Consider the following 14,773-nt stretch of genomic DNA (forward strand, 5'->3'; position numbering starts at 1 on the left):
GATGTTTCGTGGCGGTGACGAAGAGGTCCGGCGTGTTACGCCGTCATGAACGCACGTGTCGCCCGGGGTGGCCGAGCGTATCCTCTGCGCACAGCATGAACCGGCCACGACACCCGCCCGGTGACTTGGCAACGGGGGGAGCCGAGTCGGGCGGTTCGGGGTGGGTGTCGTGGCCGGCGTCCGGGGCCCCGGGCCGGTCAGACCGCTTCCGCGGTCTCCGGCAGCTGGGCGGTGAGACGGTCGGTGAACTGGGCCACGTCGGCAACGTCGCCGAATTCTCTGGCGGCCGTGTCGACGGTCTTGCGCAGCCGGGTGTTGACCCGCTCGGAGCGGACCCGCCTGGCGACGGTGAGCGCCCGGCCGGCGAATTCGGTGGCCTGTTCCGGTTCCCTCTTCAGCAGATGGACCGTGGCCATGCCGACCAGGTTGAGTGCGTACGACCGCTGGTGCTCGTGGTCCCGGCCGAAGAGCTCGACGGCCCGCTCCATGACCGGCTCCGCGAGGGAGGCGTACGTGGGGCTGCGGCCGGCGACGTAGGCGAGGTCCCGATAGGAGTGGGAGTTCTCGCCGTGGAGTTCCGCCTCCGAGAAGAAGCGGATCCAGTCGGGCTCGGGCTCGCCGTCGAGGCCGACGTCGGTGAAGGTGTCCTCGGCCATCCGGACCGCCCGCCGGCACTTGCTGGGCTGGCCCATGTTGGCGTAGGCGCGGGCCTCCATCGCATACAGCATGGCCTGGGTGCGGGCGGTGGCGCAGTCACGGCTGCCGTACTGGGCGAGGTGGACGAGTTCGAGGGCGTCGTCGGGGCGTCCGAGGTGGATCATCTGACGGCTCATCGAGGACAGGATGTACGAGCCGAGCGGTTTGTCGCCCGCTTCCTTGGAGGCGTGCAGGGCGAGGACGAAGTACTTCTGGGCGGTGGGCTGGAGGCCCACGTCGTAGCTCATCCAGCCGGCGAGCTCGGCCAGTTCGGCGGCGGTCCGGAAGAGGCGGCGCCGGGTGGCGGAGGGCTGCGGCTCCTGGAGCAGGTCGGTGACCTCGTGGAGCTGGCCGACGACCGCCTTGCGGCGCAGGCCGCCGCCGCACTGGGCGTCCCACTGGCGGAACATGACGGTGGTGGCCTCGAGCAGCTCGAGCTCGGGCTGGGAGAGACGGGATCCCCGCCGCGGGGGAACGGACGGCTCGCCGGCCTCGGAGCCCGGTACGGGGACGAGCCAGCGCTGCATCGGCTCCACGAGGGCGGAGCCCGCCGCGATGGAGAGCGAGCTGCCGAGGAAGCCGCGGCGCGCCAGCATCAGGTCGCTTCTGGAGAACTCGCTGAGCAGTGTGACGGTCTGGTCCCCGGCCCAGGGGAGGTCCACGCCGGACACCGACGGTGACCGGTGGACGGCGCGCAAGCCGAGGTCCTCGACGGCGACGACGCTGCCGAAGCGCTCGGAGAAGAGCTCGGACAGGATGCGGGGGATCGGCTCGCGCGGCTGCTCGCCGTCCAGCCAGCGGCGCACCCGTGAGGTGTCCGTGCTGATGTGGTGGGCGCCCATCTGCCGCGCCCGGCGGTTCACCTGGCGCGCGAGTTCGCCCTTCGACCAGCCACTGCGCAGGAACCACGAACTCAACTGCCCGTTGGGGCGCTTGCCGGCGTTCGTACCGTCTGCGCCGCTGCCACTCACTGGAGTGCCCCCGTCCGCCGAAGCCTCAATTGCCCGAACCCCTACCAGAATGACGCCGATTGCAACCTGCCGTAACGGTCTTGCACCCGTCGAACACGGAACCGCATTGCCTCCGGCATACCCGGAAGCGGACTGCAATTGCAGGTTGATGCACCGACGGTAATCCTACGATCACGGCCTCAGCGAGTGGGATTGCAGAAACGCCACCATTCGCCACCCCTCCGAGTGAACCCACTTCCGGCCGACCGCGATTCACTTGACATACGACGATCAGGAGCCGATGGAGCGTTGCACGTGCGGGCGCGCGCAGGTCTCCGCACTCCCCCACGCACCACCGCACACCGTCGGCACTCCGGACAGGAGGACGGAGAGTCACGAGAATGCTTCGGATCGTAACCACAGGCGCCTACGGCACGTTGGAGGGGGTATGGGCTTCACGATCGGCGGCACCCGTGGGATCGGACAGATCCGGGCGGGCTCCCGGCGCCGCGGGCGCACGACAGAGGCCACCGCGGTGGCCGAGTACACCGGCCTGTGGGGCTGGGCGGTGATTCCGGGCGCGCGCGCCGCCTCCGGCAAGTGCTCCTGCGGAGACGCCGGCTGCGCGGCCCCCGGCGCACACCCCCTCGGCTTCGCGCTGGAGGTCCCCGCCGGCGCCACGCTCGACGAGGCGGGCAAGGCGTGGGCCGACGTGCCCGGGGCGTCGCTGCTGCTGCCGGCCGGCCGGACCTTCGACATCCTCGACGTGGCCGCGGTGGCAGGCCGCCGTGCGCTGGTGCGGATGGAGCGGATGGGCCTGCCGCTCGGGCCCGTCTGCGCCACGCCCGACGGCCGCTGCCAGTTCTTCGTCGCTCCCGGCGCGGCCGCCGAACTGCCCCGGCTGCTGTACCGGATGGGCTGGGACGACGCCGATCTGGACCTGCGCTGCCTCGGCCCCGGTGACCACATCACCGCCCCGCCGTCGGACCGCGGCGGCCTGGGACCGGTCCGCTGGCTGCGCCCCCCGTCCCTCGACACGGCGACCGCTCCTCCGGAGGCCCGGCTGCTGCTGGGCACCCTGGCGTACATCTGCCACCGCAGCGGGTCCTGACCCCGCTGACACGAGAGCGCCCGGCCGTCCCGTGACGGCCGGGCGCTCTCGTGCGCGCAGGATTGAGTTCAGTCGCCGATCAGGGCGTCGACGAACGCCTCGGGCTCGAAAGGCGCCAGGTCGTCCGCGCCCTCACCCAGGCCCACGAGCTTGACGGGCACGCCCAGCTCGCGCTGGACCGCGACGACGATGCCGCCCTTGGCGGTGCCGTCCAGCTTCGTCAGCACGATGCCGGTGATGTCCACGACCTCGGCGAAGACCCTCGCCTGCACCAGTCCGTTCTGACCGGTGGTGGCGTCCAGGACGAGCAGGATCTCGTCCAGCGGACCGTGCTTCTCCACGACCCGCTTGACCTTGCCGAGCTCGTCCATCAGCCCGGTCTTGGTGTGCAGGCGGCCGGCGGTGTCGATGAGCACGACGTCCGCGCCCTCCGCGATGCCCTCCTTGACCGCGTCGAAGGCGACGGAGGCCGGGTCACCGCCTTCCGGCCCCCGCACGGTGCGAGCGCCGACGCGCTCGCCCCAGGTCTGCAGCTGGTCGGCGGCGGCGGCACGGAAGGTGTCCGCGGCGCCCAGCACGACCGAGCGGCCGTCCGCGACCAGGACACGGGCGAGCTTGCCCGTGGTGGTGGTCTTCCCGGTGCCGTTGACACCGACGACCATGACGACGCCGGGGGTGTCGAGACCGCTCTCGGTCTTGACCGCACGGTCGGCGTCGGTGCCGATGAGGTGCAGCAGCTCCTCGCGGAGCAGGGTGCGCAACTGCTCGGGCGTGCGCGTGCCGAGCACCTTCACCCGCTCGCGCAGCCGCTCGACGAGCTCCTGGGTGGGAGCGACGCCGACATCGGCGGTGAGCAGCGTGTCCTCGATCTCCTCCCAGGTGTCCTCGTCGAGGTGCTCACGGGACAGGAGCGTGAGGAGCCCCTTGCCGAGCGAGTTCTGCGAACGGGCCAGCCGGGCACGGAGCCGGACGAGCCGGCCGGCGGTCGGCTCCGGGATCTCGACGGCGGGCGCGGGGGCCTCGGCGACGACCGGGTCCTCGACGGCCACGGGGGTTTCGACGGCCTCCTCGGCCGTCGGAAGGTCGACCTCCTCGATGGTGCGGCGGGGTTCGTCCAGCGGTGTCTCCGCCTCGTCGCCGACATGCGGTTCGGCGGGCGGAGCGGTGATGGTCGGCGAACTCGGCGGTGCCTGCGGGGGCAGCTGCTTCTTCTTGCGGCTGGTGACCACGAGGCCGCTGATCGCGCCGATCGCGACCAGGGCGATGACTACGGCAAGGATGACGATTTCCATAACGCGTCCCAGTATGCGCGACCTCCCCCGAGCTGCTCCGCTCTCCGGCCCCGGGGCGTCGGGCCCTGCGGGCCGGGAGAGAGGAGCCTGCGGGCCGGGTGAGGGGGCCGGGTGAGCGCGTGCCCGGGCGAGGTGCCGCAACCCCTGTCCATCTGACGCCATGTCAGCTACCGTCCCCGCGCCATCCCACACCCGGCGGAGGGGGACGTCCCATGGCCTTCACGGTGGTCCGGTTCAACCTGGTGGATCCTGTCGCGACGCCGCAGGCCCTCGCGGCCCGCTACCGCGCGGCCCTGGAGATGGCCGCGTACGCCGACGCCCACGGCATCGACACGGTCCAGACCGAGGAACACCACGGCGCCGCCGACAACTGGCTGCCGTCTCCGCTGACCTTCGCCGGCGCTGTCCTCGGCGCCACCCGCCGTATCGCGGTCACCGTGTCGGCGATCATCGGCCCGCTGCACGACCCGTTGCGGCTGGCCGAGGATCTCGCCGTACTGGACCTGGTCGGCGAGGGCCGGCTGGTGACGGTCGCGGGTATCGGTTACCGGCCCGAGGAGTACGAGCAGCTGGGGGTGGAGTGGAGTCGGCGCGGGGCGCTGCAGGACGAGCTGCTGGAGACGCTGCTGGCTGCCTGGACCGGAGAGAGCTTCACCTACCGGGGCCGTACCGTGCGGATCACCCCGCGCCCGTGCACCCGGCCGCATCCGACGCTGCTGGTCGGCGGATCCTCGCGGGCCGCGGCACGGCGGGCGGCCCGCTTCGGCCTGCCGTTCTTCCCCAGCGCCCATCTGCCGGAGCTGGAGGCGTACTACGAGGAGAGGCGGGCCGAGTACGGGACCGGGGGCTTCTGCGTGATGCCCGCGGAGAAGACGCCGCTGCTGCATCTCTCGGAGGATCCCGACCGTGCGTGGGCGCTGTACGGGGAGCATTTCCTGTACGAGGCGCGGGCTTACGCCTCGTGGCAGTCGGGGGGCATCCACTCCGCGGTGCGCTCCGTCGCGGAGACGGTCGAGGAGCTGCGGAGTGAGGGGGTGTACCGGATCGTGACACCGGACGAGTGCGTGGGGCTGGGCGCGGAGAGCCTGGTGCTGCACCCGCTGTGCGGTGGCATGCCGTTGGAGGAGGGCCGGCGCAGCCTCCGGCTGCTGTGCGAACGGGTGCTGCCCCGGCTCACGCGCTGAGCCGGGGCAGTTTCCGTGACGAGGAGAGGGGCAGCGGGGATTAGCCCATCTCCTCCAACGCCTTGCCCTTCGTCTCCTTGACGTACCGGAGTACGAAGGGGATCGAGAGCACGGCGAAGACCGTGTAGATCACATAGGTGCCGGAGAGGTTCCAGTCCGCGAGGCTCGGGAAACTCGCGGTGATGGTCCAGTTCGCGATCCACTGCGCGGAGGCGGCGACGCCGAGAGCGGCGGCGCGGATGCGGTTCGGGAACATCTCGCCGAGGAGGACCCAGACAACGACGCCCCACGAGAGCGCGAAGAAGAGCACGAAGCCGTGCGCGGCGATCAGCGCCACGACGCCCTGGGTCTCCGGCAGCTTGCCGTCCACGAGGTCCGCGGAGAAGGCCCATGCCTCCAGGGCCAGCGCGAGCGCCATACCGGTGGAGCCGATGAGCGCGAGCGGCCGGCGGCCGATCCGGTCGACGAGCACCATCGCGATCACGGTGCCGATGATGTTGATGATCGACGTGGTGAACGAGTAGAAGAACGAGCTGGAAGGGTCGACACCCACCGACTGCCACAGGGTCGCCGAGTAGTAGAAGGCGACGTTGATGCCGACGAGCTGCTGGAAGACCGACAGCCCGATGCCGACCCAGACGATGGGCAGGAAGCCGAAGCGGCTGCCGAGCAGGTCCCGGAAGGTGGATTTGTGCTCCCGGCGCATCGCGCGGTCGATCTCCATGACGCGGGCGTCGAGGTCGACGTTCTTGCCCTCGACCTCGGAGAGGACCTGCCTCGCCCGGTCCATCTTGCCGACGGAGATGAGGAAGCGGGGCGATTCGGGGATCGCGAAGGACAGCAGTCCGTAGAGGACGGCCGGGACGACCTCCACGCCCAGCATCCACTGCCATGCCTCGAGACCGGCGATCTCACCGCGCTGCTTGCCGTCGGCGAACTGCAGGATGCCGTAGTTCACCAGCTGGGAGACGGCGATGCCGATCACGATCGCGGCCTGCTGGAAGGAGGCGAGCCGCCCTCGGTAGGCCGGCGGGGAGACCTCGGCGATGTAGGCGGGGCCGATGACGGAGGCCATGCCGATGGCGAAGCCGCCGACGGTCCGCCACAGGGCGAGGTCCCACAGGGCGAACGGCATCGCGGAGCCGAGGGCGCTGGCGGTGAAGAGCACGGCCGCGATCTGCATGCAGCGGATGCGCCCGATGCGGTCGGCGATCCGGCCGGCGGTGGCGGCACCGACGGCACAGCCGATCAGGGCGACGGCGATGACCTGGGCGAGGGTTCCGGAGCCGATCTCGTAGCGGTCGCGGATCGCCTCGACGGCGCCGTTGATCACTGAGCTGTCGTAACCGAAGAGGAAACCGCCCATCGCGGCGGCGGCCGTGATGAAGACGACATGCACAAGGTGATCGGGGTGGGCCGAGCGGGCTCCCGATGCCGGTGGCGGCTGCGCGGTGCTGGTCACGTCTACTCCTGGGGGCGTCCGGCAGCGTCGCCGGGCGTGCGGGGCGAGCCCTCCGAAGTGGCACACGACGTCGAGTGCCGCACCACTTGAAGGTAAAAGCAACGTTGCAGAGAATATGCCTTCAAGTTTCGAAGTCAAGGCCCGGCCTGAAATCGAGTCCGCCCAATTCGGGGTGACTTGCTTTCAAGTCTTGAAGGGTTGTCGCAGGCGGCATCGAACGTCAACGAAGGCGCTGGCTGATGACCTTGGAGACACCGTCGCCCTGCATGGAGACGCCGTACAGCGCGTCCGCGACCTCCATGGTCCGCTTCTGGTGCGTGATCACGATCAGCTGGGAACTCTCCTGGAGCTCCTGCATGATCCGGATCAGCCGCTGGAGGTTCGTGTCGTCGAGGGCCGCTTCGACCTCGTCCATCACATAGAACGGACTCGGCCGGGCCTTGAAGATCGACACCAGCAACGCCACGGCCGTGAGCGACCGCTCCCCGCCCGACAGCAGCGACAGCCGCTTGACCTTCTTGCCGGGCGGCCGTGCCTCGACGTCCACGCCCGTGGTGAGCATGTTGTCGGGGTCGGTCAGTACGAGCCGCCCCTCGCCGCCGGGGAAGAGCCGGGAGAAGACGCCCTCGAACTCACGGGCCGTGTCCCGGTACGCCTCGGTGAAGACCTGCTCGACGCGTTCGTCCACCTCCTTCACCACCTGGAGAAGGTCGGCGCGGGTCTTCTTCAGGTCCTCGAGCTGCTCCGACAGGAACTGGTGGCGCTCCTCCAGCGCCGCGAACTCCTCCAGGGCGAGCGGATTCACCTTGCCGAGCTGTTGATACGCCCGTTCGGCCGACTTGAGGCGCTTTTCCTGTTCCGTGCGGACGAAACGCCTCGGCTGGTTCCTGGGGTGCTCCGGGTCCTCCGGAAGATCCTCGCCCTCCGCCGGGGGCGACGGCGGAACCAGCTGGTCGGGACCGTAATCGGATACCAGTCCGGCCGGCTCGACCCCAAGCTCCTCCAGGGCCTTCCCCTCCAACTGCTCGATCCTCAGCCGCTTCTCGGCACCGATCACCTCCCCGCGGTGCACGGAGTCGGTCAGCTTGTCGAGCTCGCCCTTGAGGTCGCGCCCGGCACTGCGGGCGGCGGCCAGCTCCCGCTCCCGCTCGCCCTTGGCGGCCTCGGCCGCCGTCCGCTCCGCCTCGGCCCGCACCAGCGACACCTCGACGTGGGCCAGGAGCCGACGGGCGCCGGCGGCTACGGCCGCCGCGACCTCGGCCTCGTGACGCATCCGGGCACGCCGCCGGTCCGCCCGCGCCCGCGCCTCGCGCTCGGCGCGCGCGCCGCGGTCGAGCGCGTCCGCACGTCCCGCGAGCCCTTTCACGCGCTCCTCGTGCGTACGGAGATGGAGGCGGGCCTCCATCTCCGTCTGGCGGGCGTTGGCACCATCGGCGGCCAGCCGGTCGCGCACATGGGTGTCGGGCTCCTCCTCGACCGGAGCCTCTTCGGCGACGAGCAGCCGCTCGGCCAGCTCCTCCGCCTCCTCGGCCGCCCGCTCCAGGGCCTCCTGGGCACGGGCCGCGGCCGCGGCGGTCCGCTCGGCCTCGCCCGCCGCGCCCCTGGCCTGACCGGACAACCGGCCGAGCCGTCCGGACACGGCCGACTTCGCCCGGTCGGCGGCGCGCCGCCGCTCCCCGAGCTCCTCCACCAGCGCGGCGCATTCGGCGCGGCGCGCGGCGGCCTCCTGCTGGGCGGCCGCCAGTTCGTCGCACCGGCCGGCCAGTTCCTCGAGCTCTGCCGCCGCCTCGTCGACGGACGCCTGCACCTCGAGCAGGCTGGGGGCGCCTGCGGACCCGCCCTGCGCGTAGTGCGCACCGAGCACGTCCCCCTCGGCGGTCACGGCGGTGAGCCCGGGCCGCGCGTACACCAGATCCTCCGCGTCCTCGAGCGTCCCCACGACCACCGTCCCACGCAGCAGCCGCCGCACGGCCGGCATCAGTTCCGCGGGCCCGCGTACGAGCCCCACGGCGTCGATACCGGCGTGCGTCCCACCGGCGCCCTCCAGGATGCCGGGCCCGTCCGTGCCGGTGGCGCCCGGGGCACGTGCCGTGTCTGCGGCATCTGCTGCGTCCACGGCATCCGCCGAGGCGACGATCAGGGCCGCGCGGCCCGCGTCCTGCTTACGGAGAAGGCGGATCGCCTCCGCCGCCGTGGACGGGTCGGCGACGGCCACCGCGTCCGCCGCGGCGCCCAGGGCCGCCGCCACCGGGATCTCGTAGCCGGGCGTCACGGTGAGCAGCGCGGCGGCCGGGCCGAGCAGCCCGGAGAGCCGGTCCCGCGCCCCGAGGAGCGCGCCGGTCCCGTCCTTGCGCCGCAGGCCCAGCGCGAGCGCCTCGCGGCGGGCGGCCACGGCCGCGCGCTCGCGTTCCGCCGTGGTGAGCGCCTCACGGGCCGTGCCCAGCGCGGACTCCGCGTCGGCCAGCTCACGTTTCGCCGCCTCGTGCCGTCCGGCGAGTTCCGAGTCGTCGGCGTCGAGTGCGTCGACCTCGGCCTTGAGCTCCTCGTACTCCTCCTGCGCGGCGACGGCCCGCTCCCCGGCCTCGTCGCGGGCGGCGGCCAGCCGGTCGATCTCGGCCTGGGCCGACGCCGCGCGCGAACGGGCCGCGTTGACCTGACCGCTCAGCCGGGCGAGTCCTTCGCGGCGGTCGGCGATGGCCCGCGCCACGTCCTTGAGACGCCGCTCCTCGACGACCAGCTCACGCTCCAGCTCGGCGCGGTGTGCGACGGTGTCCTCGAGGGCCCGTTCTGCCGCTTCCAGCGCTGCCTCGAGCTCCGCCTCCTGCTCGCGGACACGGGCGGCCTCACGCTCCATGTCCTCGGGGTCCCGGCCGCGCCGCTCCTCAACAGGCTGGGCGGTGGCGCTCTTCACCCGGGCGTCGGCCAGGGAGATCGTGCCGCGTACCCGTTCGGCGAGCTGGGACAGCTCGTACCAGGTCTGCTGGGCGCGCTGAAGCCGGGGTGCGAGCCGCCGTACCTCGTCCTCGAGGTCCGCCTCTCGGGTCAGGGCCGTCTTGAGCTCCGCCTCCGCGGCCTCCTTGCGCTGCTTGAGCGCGGCCTCGTCGGCGACCTCGCTGCGCAGTGCCTCCCGCATCCGTACGAGATCGTCGGCGAGCAGCCTGAGCCGGGCGTCGCGCAGGTCGGCCTGGATGACGGCGGCGCGCCTGGCCACCGCCGCCTGCCGGCCGAGCGGCTTGAGCTGGCGGCGCAGTTCGTCGGTGAGGTCCTGGACACGGGCGAGGTTGGCCTGCATCGCGTCCAGTTTCCGCAGCGCCTTCTCCTTGCGCCTGCGGTGTTTGAGGACACCGGCGGCCTCCTCGATGAAGGCGCGGCGCCCCATCGGGTCCGCGTGGAGCACGGAGTCGAGCTGCCCCTGGCCGACGATGACGTGCATCTCACGGCCGATTCCGGAGTCGGAGAGCAGCTCCTGGATGTCCAGGAGGCGGCAGGTGTCACCGTTGATCTGGTACTCGCTGCCGCCGTTGCGGAACATGATCCGCGTGATGGTGACTTCGGCGTACTCGATGGGCAGGGCGCCGTCGGAGTTGTCGATGGTCAGGGACACCTCGGCGCGGCCGAGCGGCGGCCGCCCGGTCGTCCCGGCGAAGATGACGTCCTCCATCTTCCCGCCGCGCAGCGACTTGGCGCCCTGCTCCCCCATGACCCAGGACAGCGCGTCCACGACATTGGACTTGCCGGAGCCGTTGGGCCCCACGACGCAGGTGATCCCCGGCTCGAACCGCAGGGTGGTGGCCGAGGCGAAGGACTTGAAACCGCGCAGGGTCATGGCCTTGAGGTGCACGCCGCCGGACTCTACCTCTCACTTGCGGTTTCACCTCTGTAGGCGCAGGGCACATCAGATGTTGAAGAAGCCACTTCGGCATACGGGGGCGAAAAAGAGCATACGGGGGCGAAAAGAAAGAAGGGACGCCGGAGGCGTCCCTTGCATATCTTGCTGCGCGATGACTCTGTCGGACGCCGAGCTCAGGTGAGCGCGGGTTCCGCCCGGGGCACATCGATGTCGATGTCGTCGAGCAGCGACTCTCCGGGGTGCTGAGCGACGGCGGCGTTGAGCGCGTCGTTCTCGGACTGGATCCGTACAAGCTCGGATTCGAGGTCCTGGACGCGCTGCTGAAGCCGTCGCATCTCGGCGAGGAGTCGCGGGTCGGAACCGCCGACGTAACCGAGAAGCGCCTTTGCCATGATGGATGGTCCTCCACACTGAGTGACCGACCGAAGCGGTGTGGGTCGTGAGGGATTCGCACCCGCGGTGCTCGGCAGTCTTCGTTGTACTGCTTGTCGTGCCGCGTTTCTTACTGCCAAACAGCTCAGGTGCGCGGGGCTTCCAGAGTCTCACCAAAAAGTTTGACGGTCAACACGATCACGCCCCGTATCGGCGGGCGGCCCGGGGGCATACGGCCGCTGAAACCGCGGCGGTGCCTGACCTGCGGGGCCCTGGGGGCGTGACGATCATCTTTCCTGGCGCAGCCTGGCACGGCAAGCCTCTTCTTGGCAACCACCAGGTAGTTTCCGTCCACGACCCGTTGCTCGTGGCACCCTCCCGGGCGCCTCCCGGCGGCCCGTCGCGGTGTTCGTCACCGGATGGCGAAGTCCGGGTAACCGCCCCGGGGCGTGTCCCAGATCTCAGTGACGCCGTCGACGCGACCGGGTGTGTCGTCGGAGCGAAGCCACTCCAGCAAACGGTGGCAATTCTCACGTGACCCCTCGGCCACCACCTGCACCCTGCCGTCGTCAAGATTCAGGGCGAAACCCGTAAGTCCCCCGATCTCCAGAGCGTTTGCCCTGGTGAACCAGCGGAAGCCCACGCCCTGTACTCGGCCGCGTACCCAGGCGGTCAGTCGTGCAGTGTCGTTCATGACTGCAAGGTAACCGGCCAATTGGGTCCACATCACTTCCGCCCCGAGCCGCATGGCGTACAGTCCGGACGCAATCAGCCTCACTCCTACGGGTGAGTCCGTTTGACGCTCGACGTCGCGCACCAGGAAGGCACCGCAGATGGGTCGCCATCGACGCTCAGCCCCCGCGTCGGCCGCAACCGACCAAGCGGCAGGATCGGCAGGCAGGCACCGAGGCGGTGCGCGCCGGAAGAAGCGGGCTGGTCTGCCCATACGCACCGGACTGCTCGGGGCTTCCGCCGCCATGGCCGTCGGCGCCGTGGCCGTGACCACCGGCATCCTGCCCGGCGGCGACGACAAGTACACCGTGGGCGCGGGCTCCGACCTGCAGGCCGAGATGCGCAAGGAGGTGCCGTCGAGGCTCCATGCGCAGGGCGACGCGAGCGCCGATCCGACGGCGAGCCAGTCGACCACGCCCAGCCGCAGCGCCGCGCCGTCGAAGACGCCGTCCAAGAGCCCGGCCGAGACCCCGTCCGAGACGGCCTCCCCGAAGCCGTCGAAGACGGCCGAGAAGTCCAAGGCGCCCGCGAAGCCCACGACCTCCGCCCCGGCGGCACCGTCCAAGGAGACGACCCGGCCCCCGGAGGCGAAGAAGACGCCGACCTCGGAGCCGACCCGCGAGGTGACACGCGCTCCGGAGCGCACCGTGACCCCGTCACGGACGGCCACTCCCGCCACGTCGGCCGCAGCCGTGGCGGAGGCCGAGGTGTTCGACCTGGTCAACGCCGAGCGCGCGAAGGTGGGCTGCAGCCCGCTGAAGGCCAGCGGGGCACTGTCCGACCTGGCCCGCGCGCACAGCAAGGACATGGCGTCGCGCGGCTTCTTCGACCACACCAACCCCGACGGCGAGACGCCCTGGGCCCGTGCGGAAGAGACCGGCGTCAGCGGCCTCGGCGGCGAGAACATAGCCCGCGGGCAGTCCGACGCCCAGGCGGTCATGGCTTCGTGGATGAACAGCGAGGGGCACCGCGCGAACATTCTGAACTGCGACTTCACGACGATGGGCGTCGGTGTGCACATGGGCGAGGGCGGCCCGTGGTGGACGCAGAACTTCGGCTACTGAGCTTCGGCTACTGAACACCTTCAGCCACTGGTCTTCAGTCAGTGATCTTCAGCCACTGATCTTTCGTCACTGACCTTTCGTCACTGAACCGCTTCGGACATCGGTGAGAGAGCCCGGCACCGCCCCCACCTGTCCGGGCCCACTCGCGTGCGGCCCGAGGTGGTTCCCGCGCCGGCGGCCGGCGGGCCGCGTCAGGAGGCGGTGCGCGGCAGGCGCTGGCAGCGGGGGCAGAAGTAACTGGACCGGTTCATCCAGGGGCGGCGGCGCATCGGGGTGCCACAGCGCCGGCAGGGCTCGCCCTCCCGCCCGTACGCGTCGAGGGACCGGTCGAAGTAACCCGACTCGCCGTTCACATTGACGTACAGGCTGTCGAAGCTGGTGCCGCCGACCGCGAGGGCGGCCGTCATGACGTCGCGGACATGGCGGAGCAGTTCGGCGGAGCGCGGGCGGGTGAGCGTCGCGGTCGGCCGCTCGTAGTGGAGCTTCGCCCTCCAGAGCGCCTCGTCGGCGTAGATGTTGCCGACGCCGCTGATCAGCGACTGGTCGAGCAGGGCACGCTTCACGGTGGTCCGTCGGGCCCGTATCGCCGCGTGGAACACCGCGTCGTCGAAGAGCGGGTCGAGCGGATCGCGGGCGATGTGGGCGAGGACGTCGGGCAGGCCGTCCGGCGCGTTCTCGTGCAGGGACAGGCCGCCGAAGGTGCGCTGGTCCACGAAGCGCAGCTCGGTGCCGAGCGGGTCCGCGAAGCGGACGCGGACACGCAGATGCTTCTCGTCGGCGGCGTTCTGCGGCTGCACGAGGAGCTGGCCGCTCATGCCGAGGTGGCCGAGGACCGAGGTGTCGGTGTCCGCGAGAGGCAGCCAGAGGTACTTGCCGCGCCGGCAGGCGTCGCCGACGGTCCGGTCCCGGAGCCGCGCCGCGAAGTCCTCCGCGCCGGCCGGGTGCCGACGGATCGCCCGCGGGTGCAGCACCTCTACCTCGGCGATCGTCCGCCCGCTGACCCAGCTCTGCAGGCCGCGGCGTACGACTTCGACCTCGGGCAGCTCGGGCACGGGTCTCCTCCGGCGGCTCATTCGGGTGACGCCCGCAGCGTACCGCCCGGCGAAGGGACGGCGGCAGGCAGGGAAAAGGGGGGACAGAACAGGCCGGGAAAGAGGGGGAGAGCCGTGCGGCCCCCGCCCGGAAGGCAGGGGCCGCACAGGGTACTGCTGTCGGTCGGCGGAGCGCCGACCTCAGGCCGTGGCCCGGTCCGCCGGTTCCGGCTCGGAAGGGGCGTCGGCGTCCCCTCCTCCGTCGGCAGCCGTCCCGCTCGCGGCTGCGGCCCGGGCCGCTGCCGCGCGCTGGTCCGCGGCGGTACGGATCTCCCGCCACGCGGACTCCGCCGCCTGCTGCTCCGCTTCCTTCTTGCTGCGGCCGGTGCCGGTGCCGTACGAGACACCACCGACGCGGGCGGCAGCAGTGAAGGTCTTCTCGTGGTCCGGACCGGTCTCGGTGACCAGGTACTCGGGGACACCAAGACCCTCGGCCGCGGTGAGCTCCTGGAGACTGGTCTTCCAGTCCAGGCCCGCACCGAGGTTGGAGGACTTCTCGATCAGCGGGTCGAAGAGCCGGTGCACCAGCTCGGACGCCGCATCGAGGCCCTGGTCGAGATAGACCGCACCGATCACCGCTTCAAGGGTGTCGGCGAGGATGGACGCCTTGTCCCGGCCTCCCGTGCCCTCTTCACCACGGCCGAGCCGGATGAAGGAGCCGAGTTCCAGACCGCGGCCGACCTCCGCCAGCGCACGCGAATTGACCACCGCGGCCCGCAGCTTGGCCAGCTGTCCCTCGGGCAGGTCGGGGTGGGTGCGGTACAGCGTGTCGGTGACCACCAGGCCGAGCACGGAGTCCCCGAGGAACTCGAGACGCTCGTTGGTGGGCAGACCGCCGTTCTCGTACGCGTACGAACGGTGGGTCAGCGCACGCACCAGAAGGGCGGACTCGAGCTGATACCCGAGCCGCCCTTCCAGAAGCGTGTGGGACGAGGCATTGTCCGTCTTACTGGACTCAGACATCGCGCC

Annotated in this window: 11 protein-coding genes; 3 read left to right on the top strand and 8 right to left on the bottom strand. The window is 71.1% G+C overall.

The window, feature by feature from the left end:
- Positions 1–197: 197 nt before the first annotated feature.
- A complete protein-coding gene (locus tag AB0903_RS16560; protein ID WP_366703309.1) occupies positions 198–1,667 on the bottom strand; it encodes a hypothetical protein in 1,470 nt (489 codons plus the stop codon).
- Positions 1,668–2,094: 427 nt separating this feature from the next.
- On the opposite strand from AB0903_RS16560, the gene AB0903_RS16565 reads away from it, so the two are divergent.
- Complete coding sequence (locus tag AB0903_RS16565) at positions 2,095–2,757, top strand: bifunctional DNA primase/polymerase (protein WP_366703311.1); 663 nt, start codon at positions 2,095–2,097, stop codon at positions 2,755–2,757.
- A gap of 68 nt (positions 2,758–2,825) precedes the next feature.
- Here AB0903_RS16565 and ftsY read toward each other — a convergent pair whose 3' ends face one another.
- Entirely contained in the window at positions 2,826–4,049 is a 1,224-nt protein-coding gene (gene ftsY / locus AB0903_RS16570) for a signal recognition particle-docking protein FtsY (protein ID WP_366703313.1), read from the bottom strand.
- Positions 4,050–4,261: 212 nt separating this feature from the next.
- On the opposite strand from ftsY, the gene AB0903_RS16575 reads away from it, so the two are divergent.
- Positions 4,262–5,233 (top strand): LLM class flavin-dependent oxidoreductase, encoded by a 972-nt coding sequence (locus tag AB0903_RS16575; RefSeq protein ID WP_366703315.1) that lies wholly within the window; start codon positions 4,262–4,264, stop codon positions 5,231–5,233.
- 40 nt (positions 5,234–5,273) lie between these two features.
- Here AB0903_RS16575 and AB0903_RS16580 read toward each other — a convergent pair whose 3' ends face one another.
- The 4 genes from AB0903_RS16580 to AB0903_RS16595 all read right to left on the bottom strand — a co-directional run bounded on the left by AB0903_RS16580 (position 5,274) and on the right by AB0903_RS16595 (position 11,611).
- A complete protein-coding gene (locus tag AB0903_RS16580; protein WP_366703317.1) occupies positions 5,274–6,695 on the bottom strand; it encodes a sugar porter family MFS transporter in 1,422 nt (473 codons plus the stop codon).
- A 220-nt stretch (positions 6,696–6,915) separates the two neighbouring features.
- Positions 6,916–10,536, bottom strand: a complete 3,621-nt coding sequence (gene smc, locus AB0903_RS16585) for a chromosome segregation protein SMC (RefSeq protein ID WP_366703319.1) — start codon at positions 10,534–10,536, stop codon at positions 6,916–6,918.
- Positions 10,537–10,718: 182 nt separating this feature from the next.
- Complete coding sequence (locus tag AB0903_RS16590; protein WP_366703321.1) at positions 10,719–10,937, bottom strand: hypothetical protein; 219 nt, start codon at positions 10,935–10,937, stop codon at positions 10,719–10,721.
- 392 nt (positions 10,938–11,329) lie between these two features.
- Positions 11,330–11,611 (bottom strand): acylphosphatase, encoded by a 282-nt coding sequence (locus AB0903_RS16595; protein WP_189473382.1) that lies wholly within the window; start codon positions 11,609–11,611, stop codon positions 11,330–11,332.
- A gap of 139 nt (positions 11,612–11,750) precedes the next feature.
- On the opposite strand from AB0903_RS16595, the gene AB0903_RS16600 reads away from it, so the two are divergent.
- Positions 11,751–12,713: a CAP domain-containing protein gene (locus tag AB0903_RS16600; RefSeq protein ID WP_366703323.1), complete on the top strand. Its 963-nt coding sequence runs from the start codon at positions 11,751–11,753 to the stop codon at positions 12,711–12,713.
- Positions 12,714–12,904: 191 nt separating this feature from the next.
- Here AB0903_RS16600 and mutM read toward each other — a convergent pair whose 3' ends face one another.
- Both mutM and rnc read right to left on the bottom strand, forming a co-directional pair.
- On the bottom strand, positions 12,905–13,765 hold the full coding sequence (gene mutM, locus AB0903_RS16605) for a bifunctional DNA-formamidopyrimidine glycosylase/DNA-(apurinic or apyrimidinic site) lyase (protein ID WP_366703325.1): 861 nt from the start codon (positions 13,763–13,765) through the stop codon (positions 12,905–12,907).
- A gap of 180 nt (positions 13,766–13,945) precedes the next feature.
- A complete protein-coding gene (rnc, locus tag AB0903_RS16610; RefSeq protein ID WP_366703327.1) occupies positions 13,946–14,767 on the bottom strand; it encodes a ribonuclease III in 822 nt (273 codons plus the stop codon).
- Between the last annotated feature and the right edge of the window lie 6 nt (positions 14,768–14,773).

It is taken from the genome of Streptomyces sp. NPDC048389 (assembly GCF_040706335.1).
GTDB lineage: Bacteria > Actinomycetota > Actinomycetes > Streptomycetales > Streptomycetaceae > Streptomyces.

What these genes read in the sequence shown, in the direction of transcription:
- AB0903_RS16595 (WP_189473382.1), bottom strand. Translation starts at nt 11,611, where the DNA reads ATGAACGACACTGCACGACTGACCGCCTGGGTACGCGGCCGAGTACAG.
- AB0903_RS16600 (WP_366703323.1), top strand. Translation starts at nt 11,751, where the DNA reads ATGGGTCGCCATCGACGCTCAGCCCCCGCGTCGGCCGCAACCGACCAA.
- AB0903_RS16590 (WP_366703321.1), bottom strand. Translation starts at nt 10,937, where the DNA reads ATGGCAAAGGCGCTTCTCGGTTACGTCGGCGGTTCCGACCCGCGACTC.
- AB0903_RS16565 (WP_366703311.1), top strand. Translation starts at nt 2,095, where the DNA reads ATGGGCTTCACGATCGGCGGCACCCGTGGGATCGGACAGATCCGGGCG.
- rnc (WP_366703327.1), bottom strand. Translation starts at nt 14,767, where the DNA reads ATGTCTGAGTCCAGTAAGACGGACAATGCCTCGTCCCACACGCTTCTG.
- ftsY (WP_366703313.1), bottom strand. Translation starts at nt 4,049, where the DNA reads ATGGAAATCGTCATCCTTGCCGTAGTCATCGCCCTGGTCGCGATCGGC.
- AB0903_RS16575 (WP_366703315.1), top strand. Translation starts at nt 4,262, where the DNA reads ATGGCCTTCACGGTGGTCCGGTTCAACCTGGTGGATCCTGTCGCGACG.